The organism is Pseudomonas sp. P97.38 (assembly GCF_001269745.1).
GTDB lineage: Bacteria > Pseudomonadota > Gammaproteobacteria > Pseudomonadales > Pseudomonadaceae > Aquipseudomonas > Aquipseudomonas chlororaphis_E.
Genome location: NZ_LHVJ01000027.1, coordinates 1 through 15,495 on the forward strand (window position 1 = coordinate 1; position 15,495 = coordinate 15,495).

13 protein-coding genes are annotated in these 15,495 nt (G+C 60.4%); 8 read left to right on the top strand and 5 right to left on the bottom strand.

Annotation, left to right across the window (positions count from 1 at the left end):
• On the bottom strand, positions 1-597 hold a 597-nt coding region (locus AD664_RS21670; protein ID WP_053149580.1), incomplete at its 3' end, for a transposase.
• 375 nt (positions 598-972) lie between these two features.
• Positions 973-2,901 (bottom strand): transglycosylase SLT domain-containing protein, encoded by a 1,929-nt coding sequence (locus AD664_RS21675; protein WP_053149581.1) that lies wholly within the window; start codon positions 2,899-2,901, stop codon positions 973-975.
• A gap of 223 nt (positions 2,902-3,124) precedes the next feature.
• Here AD664_RS21675 and AD664_RS21680 point away from each other — a divergent pair, with 223 nt between their 5' ends.
• Positions 3,125-5,044 (top strand): ATP-binding cassette domain-containing protein, encoded by a 1,920-nt coding sequence (locus AD664_RS21680; protein ID WP_053149584.1) that lies wholly within the window; start codon positions 3,125-3,127, stop codon positions 5,042-5,044.
• Between the two features lie 116 nt (positions 5,045-5,160).
• On the opposite strand, the gene AD664_RS21685 is transcribed toward AD664_RS21680, so the two are convergent.
• A complete protein-coding gene (locus tag AD664_RS21685) occupies positions 5,161-5,601 on the bottom strand; it encodes a universal stress protein (RefSeq protein ID WP_042729277.1) in 441 nt (146 codons plus the stop codon).
• A gap of 101 nt (positions 5,602-5,702) precedes the next feature.
• Here AD664_RS21685 and AD664_RS21690 point away from each other — a divergent pair, with 101 nt between their 5' ends.
• The 7 genes from AD664_RS21690 to AD664_RS21720 all read left to right on the top strand — a co-directional run bounded on the left by AD664_RS21690 (position 5,703) and on the right by AD664_RS21720 (position 14,099).
• On the top strand, positions 5,703-6,140 hold the full coding sequence (locus AD664_RS21690) for a hypothetical protein (protein WP_042729276.1): 438 nt from the start codon (positions 5,703-5,705) through the stop codon (positions 6,138-6,140).
• Between the two features lie 488 nt (positions 6,141-6,628).
• A complete protein-coding gene (fadB, locus tag AD664_RS21695; protein ID WP_042729275.1) occupies positions 6,629-8,776 on the top strand; it encodes a fatty acid oxidation complex subunit alpha FadB in 2,148 nt (715 codons plus the stop codon).
• A gap of 30 nt (positions 8,777-8,806) precedes the next feature.
• Entirely contained in the window at positions 8,807-9,982 is a 1,176-nt protein-coding gene (gene fadA, locus AD664_RS21700) for an acetyl-CoA C-acyltransferase FadA (protein WP_042729274.1), read from the top strand.
• 109 nt (positions 9,983-10,091) lie between these two features.
• Complete coding sequence (locus tag AD664_RS21705; protein ID WP_042729273.1) at positions 10,092-10,328, top strand: DUF1653 domain-containing protein; 237 nt, start codon at positions 10,092-10,094, stop codon at positions 10,326-10,328.
• A gap of 115 nt (positions 10,329-10,443) precedes the next feature.
• Complete coding sequence (topA, locus tag AD664_RS21710; RefSeq protein WP_053149586.1) at positions 10,444-13,056, top strand: type I DNA topoisomerase; 2,613 nt, start codon at positions 10,444-10,446, stop codon at positions 13,054-13,056.
• Between the two features lie 178 nt (positions 13,057-13,234).
• The gene (locus tag AD664_RS21715) at positions 13,235-13,759 is read left to right on the top strand and encodes a DUF6586 family protein (protein ID WP_053149588.1); all 525 of its coding nucleotides are present in this window, start codon (positions 13,235-13,237) and stop codon (positions 13,757-13,759) included.
• 106 nt (positions 13,760-13,865) lie between these two features.
• Positions 13,866-14,099, top strand: a complete 234-nt coding sequence (locus AD664_RS21720) for a hypothetical protein (protein WP_053149590.1) — start codon at positions 13,866-13,868, stop codon at positions 14,097-14,099.
• A 74-nt stretch (positions 14,100-14,173) separates the two neighbouring features.
• Here the strand turns inward: AD664_RS21720 and sulA are convergent, their stop codons facing one another.
• Together sulA and lexA are read right to left on the bottom strand one after the other, a co-directional pair.
• Positions 14,174-14,647 (bottom strand): SOS-induced cell division inhibitor SulA, encoded by a 474-nt coding sequence (sulA, locus tag AD664_RS21725; protein ID WP_042729270.1) that lies wholly within the window; start codon positions 14,645-14,647, stop codon positions 14,174-14,176.
• A gap of 10 nt (positions 14,648-14,657) precedes the next feature.
• Entirely contained in the window at positions 14,658-15,266 is a 609-nt protein-coding gene (gene lexA / locus AD664_RS21730; RefSeq protein WP_047227210.1) for a transcriptional repressor LexA, read from the bottom strand.
• Between the last annotated feature and the right edge of the window lie 229 nt (positions 15,267-15,495).

A 15,495-nucleotide genomic window follows, 5' to 3' on the forward strand; every position in this document is an offset into this window, starting at 1 on the left:
CGCCACAGTGCCGATCCCTTTAACTGATGTGAGTCGGTCGGCTTTCTCCGCATCCAGCTTACGCATGCTTTGATTAATGGCTTTGCCAAACTGCTTGATTTGGATTTGCAGGTAGCGAATATGATCTTTGATCACCTCGATAACCGCCGGAAGCTGAGCCTGCTGTAGTCGGCGCTTGTTGTCATCTCGTTGCTGGACGAAGTGTTCGCGCAGCTGAATCAGCTCCCGCAGTGCTTCACGCTCAGGTGAAATGGGCTTTTCGTGAGACGCATGCAGAGCTTCGGCAAAATCGGCAAGAACAGCCGCATCGATGGGGTCGGTCTTGGCATTCTTGCCCATAGCTACGGCGAAGGCTCTAGCCCGGCGAGGGTTGATCCTGAGCACATTGAAACCTGCCTCCTGCAGTGCTGCCATAACCTTTCGCTCATAGCCGCCCGTGGCTTCCAGTAACACCCGGCCAATCGTGTATTGGCTTAGCTGTTCGACCAGCTGTGCAAAACCCTCAGACGTATTGGGGACCTCATAGCCTTGGTTCTGTGGTCGAACCCAAACGACGAGATTTGATTTGGATATATCGATACCGACCCAGGAAATCATGGCAAAACCCTCTTACACTCAGAAATGAGAGTGCTCTGGCTTTGCCCACGCTTGTGATTCGAGTGCCGCTCGTACAACTGTTCGGGCTTATGGGCCAGAGTAGAAAGGTAGATGGCAGCTTTGCTCCCACTCGTGCTTCAAGCACCGCGGACTCACAGCTTGCCATCTACCCCTCTCACCCCAGAGTTTATTCCCTTACTCAGACACAAGCGGGCTTGCCCGCGAAGGCGGTGGGTCAGCCAACCTCTTCATCAACTGATTCACTGCATTCGCGGGCAAGCCCGCTCCCACAGGGTCCAGCAAGCGAGCAAAAAGAAATGCCCGCATCTTTCGACGCGGGCATTTTTTCTTCTCAGCAACAGCTTCCGTTAGTAATCACTGATCATCAAAGTACCGCTCATGCCAGTCCACCAACGGCTGCGGTGAGTTGAGTTTCTGGCCGTAGATCACCGAGTACGACAAGACGTTCTGCACGTATTGGCGCGTTTCGTCGAAGGGGATGCTTTCCACCCAGACGTCGAAGCTCAGGTGGTCGGCGCCGCGTAGCCACTGGCGCACGCGGCCTGGGCCGGCGTTGTAGGCCGCCGAGGCCAGGACGCGGTTGCCGTTGAACTGGCTGTGGACCTGGCTCAGGTAGGCCGCGCCAAGCTGGATGTTCTTGTCCGGGCTCAGCACTTGCTGCGGCGACGCCAGCGGAATGCTGAACTTGCGTGCGGTTTCCTTGGCCGTGCCGGGCATCAGTTGCATCAGGCCGGCAGCACCGACGCCGGAGCGGGCGTCGTCCATGAAGGCACTTTCCTGGCGGGTGATCGCGAACACCCAGCTCGAATGCAGGCCACGGACCTTGGCTTCGCGTACCAGGGTGTCGCGGTGGGCCATCGGGAAGCGGATGTCCAGGTCGTCCCAGTACTTGGCCTGGCTGATAGTACGGATGGCCGGGAAATACCACTTCAGGTCGTAGGCCAGTTTGGCCTGGGCGACCATTTCGTCCCGATTGAAATGACGGCTGACGTGGTACCACTCGCGGCGACCATCGACGATGTCGCCGCGGGCGTGGAATTCCAGTGCACGGCGCACGCCAGGGGTGTTGCGTACTTTGTTGATCAGCGCCTGGCTCATCACCAGCGGCTTGTTGACGAGCGAGTAGGGCGACTGGGAGCGGTCAGCGGCCAGGAAACCGTAGAAATCGCGCTCGCGGGCCAGGTGCTTGTAGAGCGTCAGTGCCTCGGGGTTCTGGGGTTGGGCCAGTTCGAGGGTGCGGGCCTGCCAGTAGCGCCAGCGGTTGGTGCTGGCCAGCGATTCGGGCAGGCGGCGGGTCAATTGGTAGGCGTCGTCCCAGCGAGCCAGGCGCAGCAGCAGGCGCAGGCGCCATTCGGAAACGGTATCGTCCCGCAGTTCCGGGTCGTATTGGGTCATTACGGCCAGGGCGCGACTGTCGAAACGCTTGGCCAGGGTCAGGCCGATTTCCCGGGCGATCGCGACTTTCTCATCCCGGGAAAAACGCATGGTGCTGGCATAGCCGTCCAGCAGGGCCATGGCTTTGTCCGGGTCCTGGCGGGCCAGGCGACGCAGGCCCAGGCTGACGATATCGGACATCGGTTCGTCGGCCGGCAGGAAGCGCGACGGCTGGTTGAGCAATTCGGGTTTTTGCGCCACATCCACCAGCAGCTTGCCACGGGGGGCGAGGGTGGTCATGGCATTGACCAGGCTGTTGGCCAATGGGTAGTTACGCGCCTGGGCGGCGAGTTTGGCGCGCTCCCAGCGCTTCTGTTCGGTCAACTGGCCCTGGGCTGCCCACACGCCGAACAGGGTGTCGCAGGCGTCGGGCTGGGATTTGCCGGTGAGCCAGAGTTTTTCGGTATTGGCATAGCCCTCGGCCTTCAAGCCATGGTTGAGCTGGTACTGCGCGTTGAGGCAGTCCAGTTCGGTGAAATTGAGCTTGGGGTCGTAGTACTTGACGAAGGTGTCCCAGTCGCCGCGTTCGGCCAGCCAGCGCAACCAGCGCAATTTCATCCAGTTGGCCTGGGGCAGGTCGCCGTGTTCGGCGAGGAATTTTTCGATTTCGGCGTTGCTGGCGCTCTTGAGGCGAGCGGTCAGTTCGTCGTAGGCCAGGTACGGTTCCAGCGGATAGTCGCGCAGCGCCTGACTGTAGCGCAAGTAAGGACCTGAATCGCCTTTGGCCAGGGCGCGCTTGGCCTCATCGTAGTACTGGCGCTGGGTAGAAATATCCACGGCCTGGGCGGATTGAACGGCAGTGGCACAGACAAATAGACACGATAGAACACTGAAAAGGCGACTGCGCATGAGACATCCGGGCAGAAAAAACATGACAAGCCCAGGGGGAACCTGGGGTAACTGTCTGTAGCTTAGCCTTTTGCCAGCAACCGGCGAAAGCTTTGCGGGGCCGTTGGTATCAGTTCGCAACATTTGTGCGGCATAACCGCTAAAGGGCGCCTTGGCGACGAAATTGGCGGCCCTGGCCGGGCGCTTCTCAGGTAGAATGCGCGCCCGGTTTTTGGAGAAGCTCATGACCCTGCTCAAATTCAGCGATGTGTCCCTTGCTTTCGGCGCGATGCCGTTGTTGGACAAGGTGTCCTGGCAGATCGCCCGTGGTGAGCGGGTGTGCATCATCGGCCGCAATGGCACTGGCAAGTCCAGCATGATGAAGCTGGTCAAGGGCGATCAGAAGCCCGATGACGGCTCGGTCTGGCGTGCGCCAGGCCTGAAAATCGGCGAACTGCCCCAGGAACTGCCGGTAGCCGACGAGCGGACCGTGTTCGACGTGGTTGCCGAGGGCCTCGACGGTGTCGGCGCGCTGCTGGCCGAATATCACCACCTGAGCCAGAACATCGTCACCGACGCGGACCTGGACAAGCTGATGCACGTCCAGCAGGACCTCGAAGCCCGTGATGGCTGGCGTCTGCAGCAACTGGTCGACAGCACCCTGAGCCGCCTGCAACTGCCGGCCGACAAGACCCTCGCCGAATTGTCCGGCGGCTGGCGTCGTCGCGTTTTGCTGGCCCAGGCCCTGGTGTCCGAGCCGGACCTGCTCCTGCTCGACGAACCGACCAACCACCTGGACATCGGTGCGATTGCCTGGCTTGAAGAAGCCTTGAAGGACTTCCAGGGGGCGGTGCTGTTCATCACCCACGACCGTTCCTTTCTGCAAAACCTGGCCACCCGCATCCTTGAGCTGGACCGTGGCGGCCTGATCGACTGGAACGGCGACTACGCCAGCTTCCTGGTGCACAAGGAAGCCGTGCTGGCGGCGGAAGAGACCGCCAACGCCCTGTTCGACAAGCGCCTGGCCCAGGAAGAAGTCTGGATCCGCCAGGGTATCAAGGCCCGTCGTACCCGTAACGAAGGCCGGGTACGTGCCCTCAAGGCGCTGCGCGTGGAGCGCAGCGAACGCCGTGAGCGCACCGGCAAGGCCAATATCCAACTGGAAACGGCCGAAAAATCCGGCAAACAGGTCATGGTGCTGGAGAACGTCAGCTTCGCCCATCCCGGCGGGCCGTTCCTGGTCAAGGATTTTTCCATGGTCCTGCAGCGTGGCGACCGCATCGGCCTGCTGGGTGCCAACGGCACCGGCAAGACCACTCTGCTCAAGCTGATGCTCGGTGGCCTGGTCCCGAGCAGTGGCAAGGTGGAAGAGGGCACGAAGATCGACGTGGCCTACTTCGACCAATTGCGCCATCAGTTGGATCTGGAAAAAACCGTGATCGACAACGTCGCCGAAGGCCGCGATTTCATCGAGATCGATGGCCAGAGCCGTCACGTATTGAGCTACCTCGGCGACTTCCTGTTCAGCCCGCAGCGCGCCCGCACGCCGGTCAAGGCGCTGTCGGGTGGCGAGCGCGCGCGCTTGCTGTTGGCCAAGCTGTTCAGCAAGCCGGCAAACCTGCTGGTGCTCGACGAACCGACCAACGACCTGGACGTGGAAACCCTGGAACTTCTGGAAGAAGTGCTGCTGACCTTCAATGGCACGGTGCTGATGGTCAGTCACGACCGGGCATTCCTCGACAACGTGGTCACCAGCACCCTGGTGTTCGAAGGCGAAGGCCGGGTTCGCGAATACGTTGGCGGTTACCAGGACTGGCTGCGCCAGGGCGGTTCGCCGCGTCTTCTGGGCGTGACCGAGAGCAAGTCCGGCAAGGCCGACCTGAACTCGGCCGTGGTCAAGGCCGAGCCGGCCCCGGTGCCCGCTGCCGCCGCTCCGGCCCCGGCGAAGAAGAAACTCAGCTACAAGCTGCAGCGTGAGCTGGAAGCCTTGCCCGGTGATATCGATGCGAAGGAGCAGCAGATCGCAGCGGTGGAAGCCGAGATGGCCGACACCGGGTTCTACCAGCGACCTGCTGCTGAAACCGCCAAAGTGATTGCGCACCTGGAGCAACTGCAGGCCGAGCTGGATGCATTGGTCGAGCGTTGGGCCGAGCTGGACGCTTGAGCCCGCACGCTCACTGACCGTGGCGAGGGGATTTGCTGCCGCCTGAGTGCGAGGCACTCACCGCCAGCGGGAGCAAGCTCCCTCGCCACGGTCAGTGAGCTGAGTTCCTTGGTGAATCAGCTGCGCTTGATCAGGTGCACCGCCAGCACATCGCACGGTGCGCCGTGCAGCACGTCGTTGGCGGTGGAGCCCAGCAGCAGAGCCAGGCCGTGGCGGCCATGGCTGCCGACGACGATCAGGTCGCAACCCTGTTCCTTGGCCAGGTGATGGATTTCCTGGCGCGGTTGGCCGTAGGTCAAGTGACTGAATTCCTTTTTCAGCGCCGGATACTTCACGATCAGCCGGTCAAGGCGCTCCTTGGCCTGGTCGAATTGCTGTTGCTGCAATTGGGACAGGTCCATGGGAACGTCGCCACCAAAGGCCATGGCCATCGGTTCGACGATGTGCACCAGCGACAGTTTGGTCTCCCGGCCTTCGCAAAGGGCGAGGGCGCGCTTGACGACGGGATCGCATTCTTCAGTGAGGTCGACGGCGACCAGAACGTGTTCGTAGTACATGGAAGGCACTCCAGAGAATTGCGATACGGTAAGTATGGCTGGTTTCAAGCGCATTGACGGCGACGCAGGTCAATGGCTCCTCAAAATTCGGGAGTACGAATATGACGGTCTGGATAGTGGTGTCAATCCTGTTGGTGGTGTTAAGTCCTCTGGCATGGTTGCGGCCCTCCCGTGTTCAGAGTGGTCGGATGGCCCTGCGCATGGAGGCACGGCGCCTTGGCCTGGCCATGCAATTGGCGCCGCAGGAATGGCCTCACTGGCTCGGCCAGCAGCCGCCGAACCCTTGTGCCCAGTACCATCGGCCGCGGCGCGGCAAGCAGCCGGACAGCTGGAGTTACTGGCAGTCCGCGCCCGGTGTGTGGGTCAACCAGTGGCGAGAAGTTTGCCAGGATGAGGCGTTGCTTGTGCATTTCGAAAAGTTGCCGGCCAACGTCTACAAGGTCGAAGCTGATCGGCAAATGATCGCCTTGTATTGGGGCGAAAAGGGCGAAACCAGTGTTTTGCAGCATATTGCCGAGGTGCTCAAGGCTCTGGCCTGAGTCGTAAAAAAGCCCGACAGACTCATCGGGCGGGTTGGCCAGGCAGGCCGGTAACCAAATGTCATTTCCGGGCGTTCGTTCGTAACGCCCTTGCTCGAACAATTTCAGCGTGTTTGCGACAGCGTAGTCGGTTGTGTCGGCTTTGCCCGGGATTAGGGCGACTTTTCTAATAATTGATCTTATGAATGGCTGCTCATGCGGCCGGGTGTTGCGGATCCGTACGGTACGAAAATGACCGTAAAGTCGTGTTCGCGCCCTCTGTTTAGGGCGATTGACAATTGTCGGAAATTCCGTGAAGGTGACGTACCCAAATCAAACGGGCGTATGAATTGAGCGTTTGTATTTTCAGAACGTTCCTACAGAACCCGACTATCGCGTTGACGGGTGTGCCTGGCGGATTGGCGTAGCATCGACGGTAACGTCAATGCCCAACCAGCGGTCAGCGTTCAACGTGTACTGTTCAGCTTCCATATCGTGGAGATCAGTTGATGATTTACGAAGGTAAAGCCATCACGGTTAAGGCTCTTGAAAGTGGCATCGTCGAACTGAAGTTCGATCTCAAGGGTGAGTCCGTCAACAAGTTCAACCGTCTTACCCTGAATGAACTGCGTCAGGCCGTGGACACTATCAAGGCAGATGCTTCGATCAAGGGTGTGATCGTCAGCAGCGGCAAGGACGTGTTCATCGTCGGCGCCGACATCACCGAATTCGTCGACAACTTCAAGCTGCCCGATGCCGAGCTGATCGCTGGCAACCTCGAAGCCAACCGCATTTTCAGCGATTTCGAAGACCTCAACGTACCGACCGTCGTGGCCATCAACGGCATCGCCCTGGGTGGCGGCCTCGAAATGTGCCTGGCGGCGGACTACCGCGTCATGTCCACCACCGCCAAGATCGGCCTGCCGGAAGTCAAGCTGGGCATCTACCCGGGCTTCGGCGGGACCGTGCGCCTGCCGCGCCTGATCGGTGCCGACAACGCCATCGAGTGGATTGCCGCCGGCAAGGAAAACCGTGCCGAAGACGCGCTGAAAGTCGGCGCCGTGGATGCCGTGGTCGAACCTGGCAAGCTCCAGGCTGCGGCCCTTGAGACGATCAAGCGCGCCATCAGCGGCGAGTTCGACTACAAGGCCAAGCGCCAGCCGAAGCTGGAAAAGCTCAAGCTCAACGCCATCGAGCAGATGATGGCCTTCGAAACCGCCAAGGGCTTCGTTGCCGGCCAGGCTGGCCCGAACTACCCTGCCCCGGTCGAAGCGATCAAGACCATCCAGAAAGCCGCGAACTTCGGTCGCGACAAGGCTCTGGAAGTCGAAGCCGCCGGCTTCGTCAAACTGGCCAAGACCTCGGCTGCACAGAGCCTGATCGGCCTGTTCCTCAATGATCAGGAACTGAAGAAAAAGGCCAAGGCCTATGATGAAATCGCCCGTGACGTGAAGCAGGCCGCCGTGCTCGGCGCCGGCATCATGGGTGGCGGTATCGCCTACCAGTCGGCGTCCAAGGGCACGCCGATCTTGATGAAGGACATCAACGAGCACGGGATCGAGCAGGGCCTGGCCGAAGCCGCCAAGCTGCTGGTGGGTCGCGTCGATAAAGGTCGCATGACCGCTGCGAAGATGGCCGAAGTGCTCAACGGCATTCGTCCGACCCTGTCCTACGGTGATTTCGGCCATGTCGACCTGGTGGTCGAAGCGGTCGTGGAAAACCCGAAGGTCAAGCAAGCGGTACTGGCTGAAGTCGAAGACAAGGTCAAAGAGGACACCATCCTCGCGTCGAACACCTCGACCATCTCCATTTCGCTGCTGGCCAAGGCCCTCAAGCGCCCGGAAAACTTCGTCGGCATGCACTTCTTCAACCCGGTGCACATGATGCCGCTGGTGGAAGTGATCCGTGGCGAGAAGTCCAGCGAGCAGGCGATTGCCACCACCGTGGCCTACGCCAAGAAAATGGGCAAGAACCCGATCGTCGTCAACGATTGCCCGGGCTTCCTGGTCAACCGCGTGCTGTTCCCGTACTTTGGCGGTTTCGCCAAGCTGGTCAGCGCGGGCGTGGACTTCGTGCGCATCGACAAGATCATGGAAAAATTCGGCTGGCCGATGGGCCCGGCGTACCTGATGGACGTGGTCGGCATCGACACCGGCCACCACGGTCGCGACGTCATGGCCGAAGGCTTCCCGGACCGCATGAAAGACGACCGTCGTTCGGCTGTCGACGTGCTTTATGAGGCCAAGCGCCTGGGCCAGAAGAACGGCAAGGGCTTCTATGCCTACGAGACCGACAAGCGCGGCAAGCAGAAGAAAGTCGCCGATCCGTCGGTGCTGGAAGTGCTCAAGCCGATCGTCTACGAGCAGCGCGAGGTCACCGACGAGGACATCATCAACTGGATGATGATCCCGCTGTGCCTGGAAACCGTGCGTTGCCTGGAAGACGGCATCGTCGAAACGGCTGCCGAAGCCGACATGGGCCTGGTCTACGGTATCGGCTTCCCTCCATTCCGTGGCGGTGCGCTGCGCTACATCGATTCGATCGGTGTGGCCGAGTTCGTTGCCCTGGCTGACCAGTACGCTGATCTGGGCGCGCTGTACCACCCGACTGCGAAGCTGCGTGAAATGGCCAAGAACGGCCAGAGCTTCTTCGGTTAAGCGCCCAACGACTAGAGCGAGAGAACATTTATGAGCTTGAATCCTAGAGACGTCGTGATTGTCGACTTCGGTCGTACGCCGATGGGCCGCTCCAAGGGCGGCATGCACCGCAACACCCGCGCCGAAGACATGTCGGCGCACCTGATCAGCAAACTGCTGGAACGCAACGTCAAGGTCGACCCCAATGAAGTCGAGGACGTGATCTGGGGCTGCGTGAACCAGACCCTGGAGCAGGGCTGGAACATCGCCCGCATGGCGTCGCTGATGACCCAGATTCCTCACACGGCAGCCGGCCAGACGGTCAGCCGCCTGTGCGGTTCGTCCATGAGTGCGCTGCACACCGCCGCCCAGGCGATCATGACCGGCAACGGCGACGTGTTCGTCGTCGGCGGTGTCGAGCACATGGGCCACGTGAGCATGATGCACGGCGTCGATCCGAACCCGCACATGTCGCTGTACGCGGCGAAAGCCTCGGGCATGATGGGCCTGACCGCGGAAATGCTCGGCAAGATGCACGGCATCACCCGTGAGCAGCAGGACGCCTTCGGCGTGCGCTCCCACCAGCTCGCCCACAAGGCGACCGTGGAAGGCAAGTTCAAGGACGAAATCATCCCGATGCAGGGCTATGACGAGAACGGCTTCCTGAAGCTGTTCGACTACGACGAAACCATTCGTCCGGAAACCACCCTGGAAAGCCTGGCGACCCTCAAGCCGGCGTTCAACCCGAAGGGTGGCACCGTGACTGCCGGTACGTCGTCGCAGATCACCGACGGTGCCTCGTGCATGATCGTGATGTCGGCCCAGCGTGCCCAAGACCTGGGCATCCAGCCGATGGCGGTAATTCGCTCCATGGCCGTGGCGGGTGTGGACCCGGCGATCATGGGTTATGGCCCGGTACCGGCCACGCAGAAAGCCTTGAAGCGTGCCGGCCTGAGCATCTCCGATATCGACTTCTTCGAGCTCAACGAAGCGTTCGCCGCACAGGCCCTGCCGGTGCTGAAAGATCTGAAAGTGCTCGACAAGATGAACGAGAAGGTTAACCTGCACGGCGGCGCGATCGCCCTGGGCCACCCATTCGGTTGCTCCGGTGCGCGTATCTCCGGCACGTTGCTCAACGTGATGAAACAGAACGGCGGCACGTTTGGCGTGTCCACCATGTGCATTGGTCTCGGCCAGGGCATCGCCACTGTCTTCGAACGCGTCTAAGCGTTGCGTCGATGGAAGCCGGGGCCAAGTGCCCCGGTTTTTGTTTTTCCGGGTTTAGTAGAAAGAAATTTTGTTTTTATTTTGAAAAAAATTCAGTGAGGGCCAAAGCATGCCGATACAACCTGGGCTCTACCAACATTACAAGGGTCCGCAGTACCGCGTATTCAGTATTGCGCGGCATTCCGAGACCGAGGAAGAAGTGGTCTTCTATCAAGCCCTGTATGGCGATTACGGCTTCTGGGTGCGTCCCTTGAGCATGTTCCAGGAGTCCGTCGAGGTTGACGGCGAACAGGTGCCACGCTTTGCTTTGGTGCAGGCCGAGGAAAGCATTTTTCCCAAGCGTTGAGGCCAACCTGCGGGCAACCCTGCGCTTGACCTCACCTTGCAGCCACTATATATAGCGGTGCCGCGTCAGGCGCCAACCGCCTTTCACTTTTTAGCATTCAGGAATTTTCTGATCCATGGGCAAATCGCTGGTCATTGTGGAATCCCCGGCTAAGGCCAAGACCATCAACAAGTATCTGGGCAACCAATACGTGGTGAAGTCGAGTATCGGCCATATCCGAGACCTGCCCACCAGCGGTTCGGCTAGCGCCAGCAAGGAGCCAGCCGCCAAGCGCGGCAAGGCGGCTGCCGGTGAAGCGCCGGCGCTGTCGCCGAAAGACAAGGCGCGCAAGCAGCTGGTCTCGCGCATGGGGGTTGATCCGGAACACGGCTGGAAAGCCAAGTACGAGATCCTCCCAGGCAAGGAAAAGGTCATCGAAGAACTGCGTCGGCTCGCCAAGGACGCCGACACCATCTATCTCGCGACGGACTTGGACCGCGAAGGGGAAGCCATTGCCTGGCACCTGCGCGAAGCCATCGGTGGGGATGACAGCCGCTACAAGCGCGTGGTGTTCAACGAGATCACCAAGAAGGCGATCCAGGAAGCCTTCTCCCAGCCGGGCGAACTGGATATTCACCGGGTCAACGCCCAGCAGGCGCGGCGCTTCCTCGATCGCGTAGTGGGCTACATGGTCTCGCCGCTGCTGTGGGCCAAGATCGCCCGCGGCCTGTCGGCCGGGCGCGTACAGTCCGTGGCGGTCAAGCTGGTGGTGGAGCGCGAACGGGAAATCCGTGCGTTCATCCCCGAGGAATACTGGGAAGTCCACGCCGACCTCGGAACCGCCAAGGGCGCTACCGTGCGCTTCGAAGTGGCCCGCGAGAAGGGCGAGGCCTTCAAGCCGCTCAATGAAGCCCAGGCCATGGCCGCGCTGGAGAAGCTCAAGGCGTCCAGCTACAGCATCGTCAAGCGCGAGGACAAGCCGACCAGCAGCAAGCCGTCGGCGCCGTTCATTACCTCCACGCTGCAACAGGCCGCGAGCAATCGCCTGGGCTTTGGCGTGAAGAAAACCATGATGATGGCCCAGCGTCTGTACGAAGCCGGCTACATCACCTATATGCGTACCGACTCGACCAACCTCTCGGCCGATGCCGTGGCGATGGCGCGCACTTATATAGAAAGCGAGTTCGGCAAGAAATACCTGCCGGACACGCCCAACGTCTACAGCAGCAAGGAAGGCGCACAAGAGGCTCACGAAGCGATTCGTCCGTCCGACGCCAATACCGAGCCAAGCAAGTTGTCGGGCATGGAGCGCGATGCTGAGCGTCTCTACGAGCTGATCTGGCGCCAGTTCCTGGCCTGCCAGATGCTGCCGGCGCAATACCTGTCGACGACGGTCAGCGTGGGTGCTGGCGATTTCGAGCTGCGCGCCAAGGGCCGCATCCTCAAGTTCGACGGCTACACCCGCGTCATGCCGCAAATCACCAAGCCAGGGGATGACGACGTTCTGCCGGATATGGCCCAGGGCGACGTGATGAAGCTGATCAAGCTTGATCCGACCCAGCATTTCACCAAGCCGCCTGCTCGCTATTCGGAAGCCAGCCTGGTCAAGGAAATGGAAAAACGTGGCATCGGTCGTCCTTCGACCTATGCGGCGATCATTTCCACCATTCAGGATCGTGGCTATGTGGCACTGCACAACCGTCGGTTCTATTCGGAAAAGATGGGTGACATCGTTACCGAGCGCCTGTCCGAGAGCTTCTCGAACCTGATGGACTACGGTTTTACCGCCGGCATGGAAGAAAACCTCGACGACGTGGCCCAGGGCGAGCGCGACTGGAAAAACGTGCTCGACGAGTTCTATGGCGACTTCAAGAAAAAACTCGAAGTGGCCGAAAGTCCGGAAAGTGGCATGCGGGCGAACCAGCCGGTCATGACCGACATTCCATGCCTGACCTGCGGTCGTCCGATGCAGATCCGTACTGCATCGACCGGTGTGTTCCTCGGTTGCTCGGGCTACAGCCTGCCGCCCAAGGAGCGCTGCAAGGCGACCGTCAACCTGGTGCCTGGCGATGAAATCGCCGCGGACGACGAGGGTGAGTCCGAATCCCTGGTGCTGCGTGGCAAGCATCGCTGCCCGATCTGCAGCACGGCGATGGACGCTTACCTGCTGGATGAAAAGCGCAAGTTGCACATCTGCGGCAACAACCCGGACTGCGCCGGCTACGAGATCGAAGAGGGCACCTATCGCATCAAGGGCTATGAAGGCCCAAGCCTGGAATGCGACAAGTGCGGCAGCGAGATGCAGCTCAAGACCGGTCGTTTCGGCAAGTTCTTCGGTTGCACCAACCCCACCTGCAAGAACACCCGCAAGCTGCTCAAGAGCGGCGACGCGGCGCCGCCGAAGATGGACCCGGTGAAAATGCCTGAACTCCAGTGCGAGAAGGTCAACGACACCTACATCCTGCGCGATGGTGCTTCCGGTCTGTTCCTGGCGGCCAGCCAGTTCCCGAAAAACCGCGAGACCCGTGCGCCGCTGGTGATGGAGATCGTGCCGCACAAGGACGAGATCGATCCGAAGTACCATTTCCTTTGCGAAGCCCCGCAGAAGGACCCGGAAGGGCGTCCGGCGGTCATCCGCTACAGCCGCAAGACCAAGGAGCAGTACGTGCAGACCGAGGTCGATGGCAAGCCAACCGGCTGGAAGGCGTTCTACGACGGTGGCAAGTGGACCGTTGAAGACAAGCGCTGACCGATAGGGCGGCTACTCGTCGGGTGAGAACCCCTTGTAAGCCCCAATGAACAGGAAGGCCGCATGACGACCCCGGGGTTTTCATGCGGCCTTCCTGTTTTTGGCTTGCGGGCCTTCGGTCGATCCACGACACTGTCGCCCTTGCGTGACGCTTTTATTTCGTTGGAGAGGTGCCGCCATGGCCCACGAACTCTATACCCGCACCAATCAAAAGATTTATTTCGCCGGCCTGTCGCTCGAAGCACTCGCCAGGGCCGAGGATGGGCGCGCGATGAATTCCCCGGCGCTGTTGCAGGCGGGGCGTGAGTCCGTGCTGTTCCACCTTTACGGTGCTCTATTGGGGTTGTGCCATGAAATTGCAGGGTTCTATCGCCTGCCGCAAGCGAATGCCTCCCGGGCCGAACAATTGCTGACCCGCGAAGTGCTGGAAACCCTCGCCATCCCGGAGTTGGCTGAAATGGTCGAGCTGGCCCACAACCCGGAAACCTGGCTGGCGAAACTGTTGGCTGCCCATGCGGCGCTCTTCGAGCCGCCACGGGCCCCCCGCAAGCCCAAGGGGGACGTGACCCAGCCGCTGATCGTCGTGGTCAACCTGGACGAAGAAGAGCCTGAGCAGGTGTTGAGTCGGGAGGAGCTGGAAAGCTGGCGGCAGAACCTCAAGAGCCTGGCACTACGCTTTCGCGAAGGGCTGAACGAGTGCTGAGTTACGGCTCGGCCCAAGACATTCGCCGACAACGCTTGGTCAAGATCCCGAGCGAAGCGGTTCCGATGACTATATAATCCTCGCCTTTCGTGGAGAACAGACTTTTATGCCTACGTCCTTTCTAGAAATTGTCGAACTTCCTGATGGCCGCATCGAGCTGCGCAGGGCCGAGGATGAGGGTTCCCTGGTAACGCTGAACTTCTCCGAAGACGCCAAGGCGTTCCTTCAGGGCCAGCACGTCGAGGTCGCCAAGGCGATGCTGAGCGTGGGTGTCCAGATGGCGGGGCGCCTGGTTGAAGGCGAACTCAACAAGGAAGAGGGCCCTCGGGTTCTTCATTGATCCCGTCTGTCGGCTTTTTAGAAGCACTACTGTTCTGACCGGCTTCTCTGTTCTGGAGAAGCCCTGCGCTTGTCTTAGCCCAATCGAATATTCAAGCTTTGTGCGTCCCCGGTGCGGGCGGCGCTGATCAATTGTTGTCGCGCGGTCGCGGTCAACGGATTGATCCAGCTGACGACGGTATGGCTGCGGCCCAGGCGCAACGCTTCGCAGGTCAATTGTTGCGCGCTTTGGGTCCCGCGTGGTTGAAGCAGCAGGATCCGTTCGCGATTCAGGCCGGCATCGCGCAACCAGGCTTGGGTGACGCTGGCCGGTGGGGCGATCAGCGTCAACCAGCGAGCATCCTGGTCTTGGCTCAGCTCTCGCAGGATCGGCGCCAGCAGGTTCAGGCAATTCCCGGCTGCACCCCGTAACGACAGTTCGCTGAAAGCCTCGGGTTCGACGCCCCAGGGCGATTCGATGACCTCTTTCAGGACTGGAACCAGCGGTTGGGCCATGAATGCCTCGAACAGCGGCAGTTGTGTGTGTTGTGGGGTGTGAGGGAATTGCATAAAGCCTCCTTTAGCGGCGGATCACGCCGACGCTCAAGCCTTCGATGACCAGGTCCTGATCTTTCAGGTTTACTTCGATAGGCGCGAACTCGGGGTTCTCGGCAATCAACCAGACCTTGCTGCCGTCGCGCTTGAAGCGCTTGACGGTCACTTCGTCGCCGATGCGTGCCACCACGATCTGGCCATTACGGGCTTCGCGGGTGGTATGAACGGCCAGCAGGTCGCCGTCGAAGATGCCGATGTCCTTCATGCTCATGCCGTGTACCCGAAGCAGGTAATCAGCTCGCGGGTGGAAGAACGAAGGATTGATGTTGCAGGACTCCTCGACGTGTTGCTCGGCGAGGATGGGAGCACCGGCGGCCACGCGGCCAATGATCGGCAGGGTAGTCTCGTCGGCCTTGGCTTCGAAGCCCGGAATACGAATGCCGCGGGACGCCCCCGGGGTCATTTCGATTGCACCCTTGCGGGCCAGCGCTTTGAGGTGTTCTTCAGCCGCATTGGGCGACTTGAACCCCAGTTCCTGGGCGATTTCCGCACGGGTCGGCGGGTAGCCGTTGTCTTCAAGGCAACGTTTGATGAAGGCCAGAATCTCTGCTTGGCGTGGCGTCAGCTTTAGCATATTGATCGCTCTGTCTTTTTATACAGTGACTGGGATTATATACAGTGGGCGACGCTTGGCAATCCTCCTTTTTTCACCAGGCGCTGGACGGTCGCCCGCGCCATGGCTACAGCCCGTTCAAAGGTGTGGTTAAATAGCTGACCGGGCGTTCGCAAAACGCCCCGGCAGACTTGACAAGCCACAGGCTGAAACGTATGTTTCAAACAAGTGTTTGTCAGGCGGAGTAGTC

What these genes read in the sequence shown, in the direction of transcription:
- AD664_RS21675 (WP_053149581.1), bottom strand. Translation starts at nt 2,901, where the DNA reads ATGCGCAGTCGCCTTTTCAGTGTTCTATCGTGTCTATTTGTCTGTGCC.
- AD664_RS21680 (WP_053149584.1), top strand. Translation starts at nt 3,125, where the DNA reads ATGACCCTGCTCAAATTCAGCGATGTGTCCCTTGCTTTCGGCGCGATG.
- AD664_RS21685 (WP_042729277.1), bottom strand. Translation starts at nt 5,601, where the DNA reads ATGTACTACGAACACGTTCTGGTCGCCGTCGACCTCACTGAAGAATGC.
- AD664_RS21690 (WP_042729276.1), top strand. Translation starts at nt 5,703, where the DNA reads ATGACGGTCTGGATAGTGGTGTCAATCCTGTTGGTGGTGTTAAGTCCT.
- fadB (WP_042729275.1), top strand. Translation starts at nt 6,629, where the DNA reads ATGATTTACGAAGGTAAAGCCATCACGGTTAAGGCTCTTGAAAGTGGC.
- fadA (WP_042729274.1), top strand. Translation starts at nt 8,807, where the DNA reads ATGAGCTTGAATCCTAGAGACGTCGTGATTGTCGACTTCGGTCGTACG.
- AD664_RS21705 (WP_042729273.1), top strand. Translation starts at nt 10,092, where the DNA reads ATGCCGATACAACCTGGGCTCTACCAACATTACAAGGGTCCGCAGTAC.
- topA (WP_053149586.1), top strand. Translation starts at nt 10,444, where the DNA reads ATGGGCAAATCGCTGGTCATTGTGGAATCCCCGGCTAAGGCCAAGACC.
- AD664_RS21715 (WP_053149588.1), top strand. Translation starts at nt 13,235, where the DNA reads ATGGCCCACGAACTCTATACCCGCACCAATCAAAAGATTTATTTCGCC.
- AD664_RS21720 (WP_053149590.1), top strand. Translation starts at nt 13,866, where the DNA reads ATGCCTACGTCCTTTCTAGAAATTGTCGAACTTCCTGATGGCCGCATC.
- sulA (WP_042729270.1), bottom strand. Translation starts at nt 14,647, where the DNA reads ATGCAATTCCCTCACACCCCACAACACACACAACTGCCGCTGTTCGAG.
- lexA (WP_047227210.1), bottom strand. Translation starts at nt 15,266, where the DNA reads ATGCTAAAGCTGACGCCACGCCAAGCAGAGATTCTGGCCTTCATCAAA.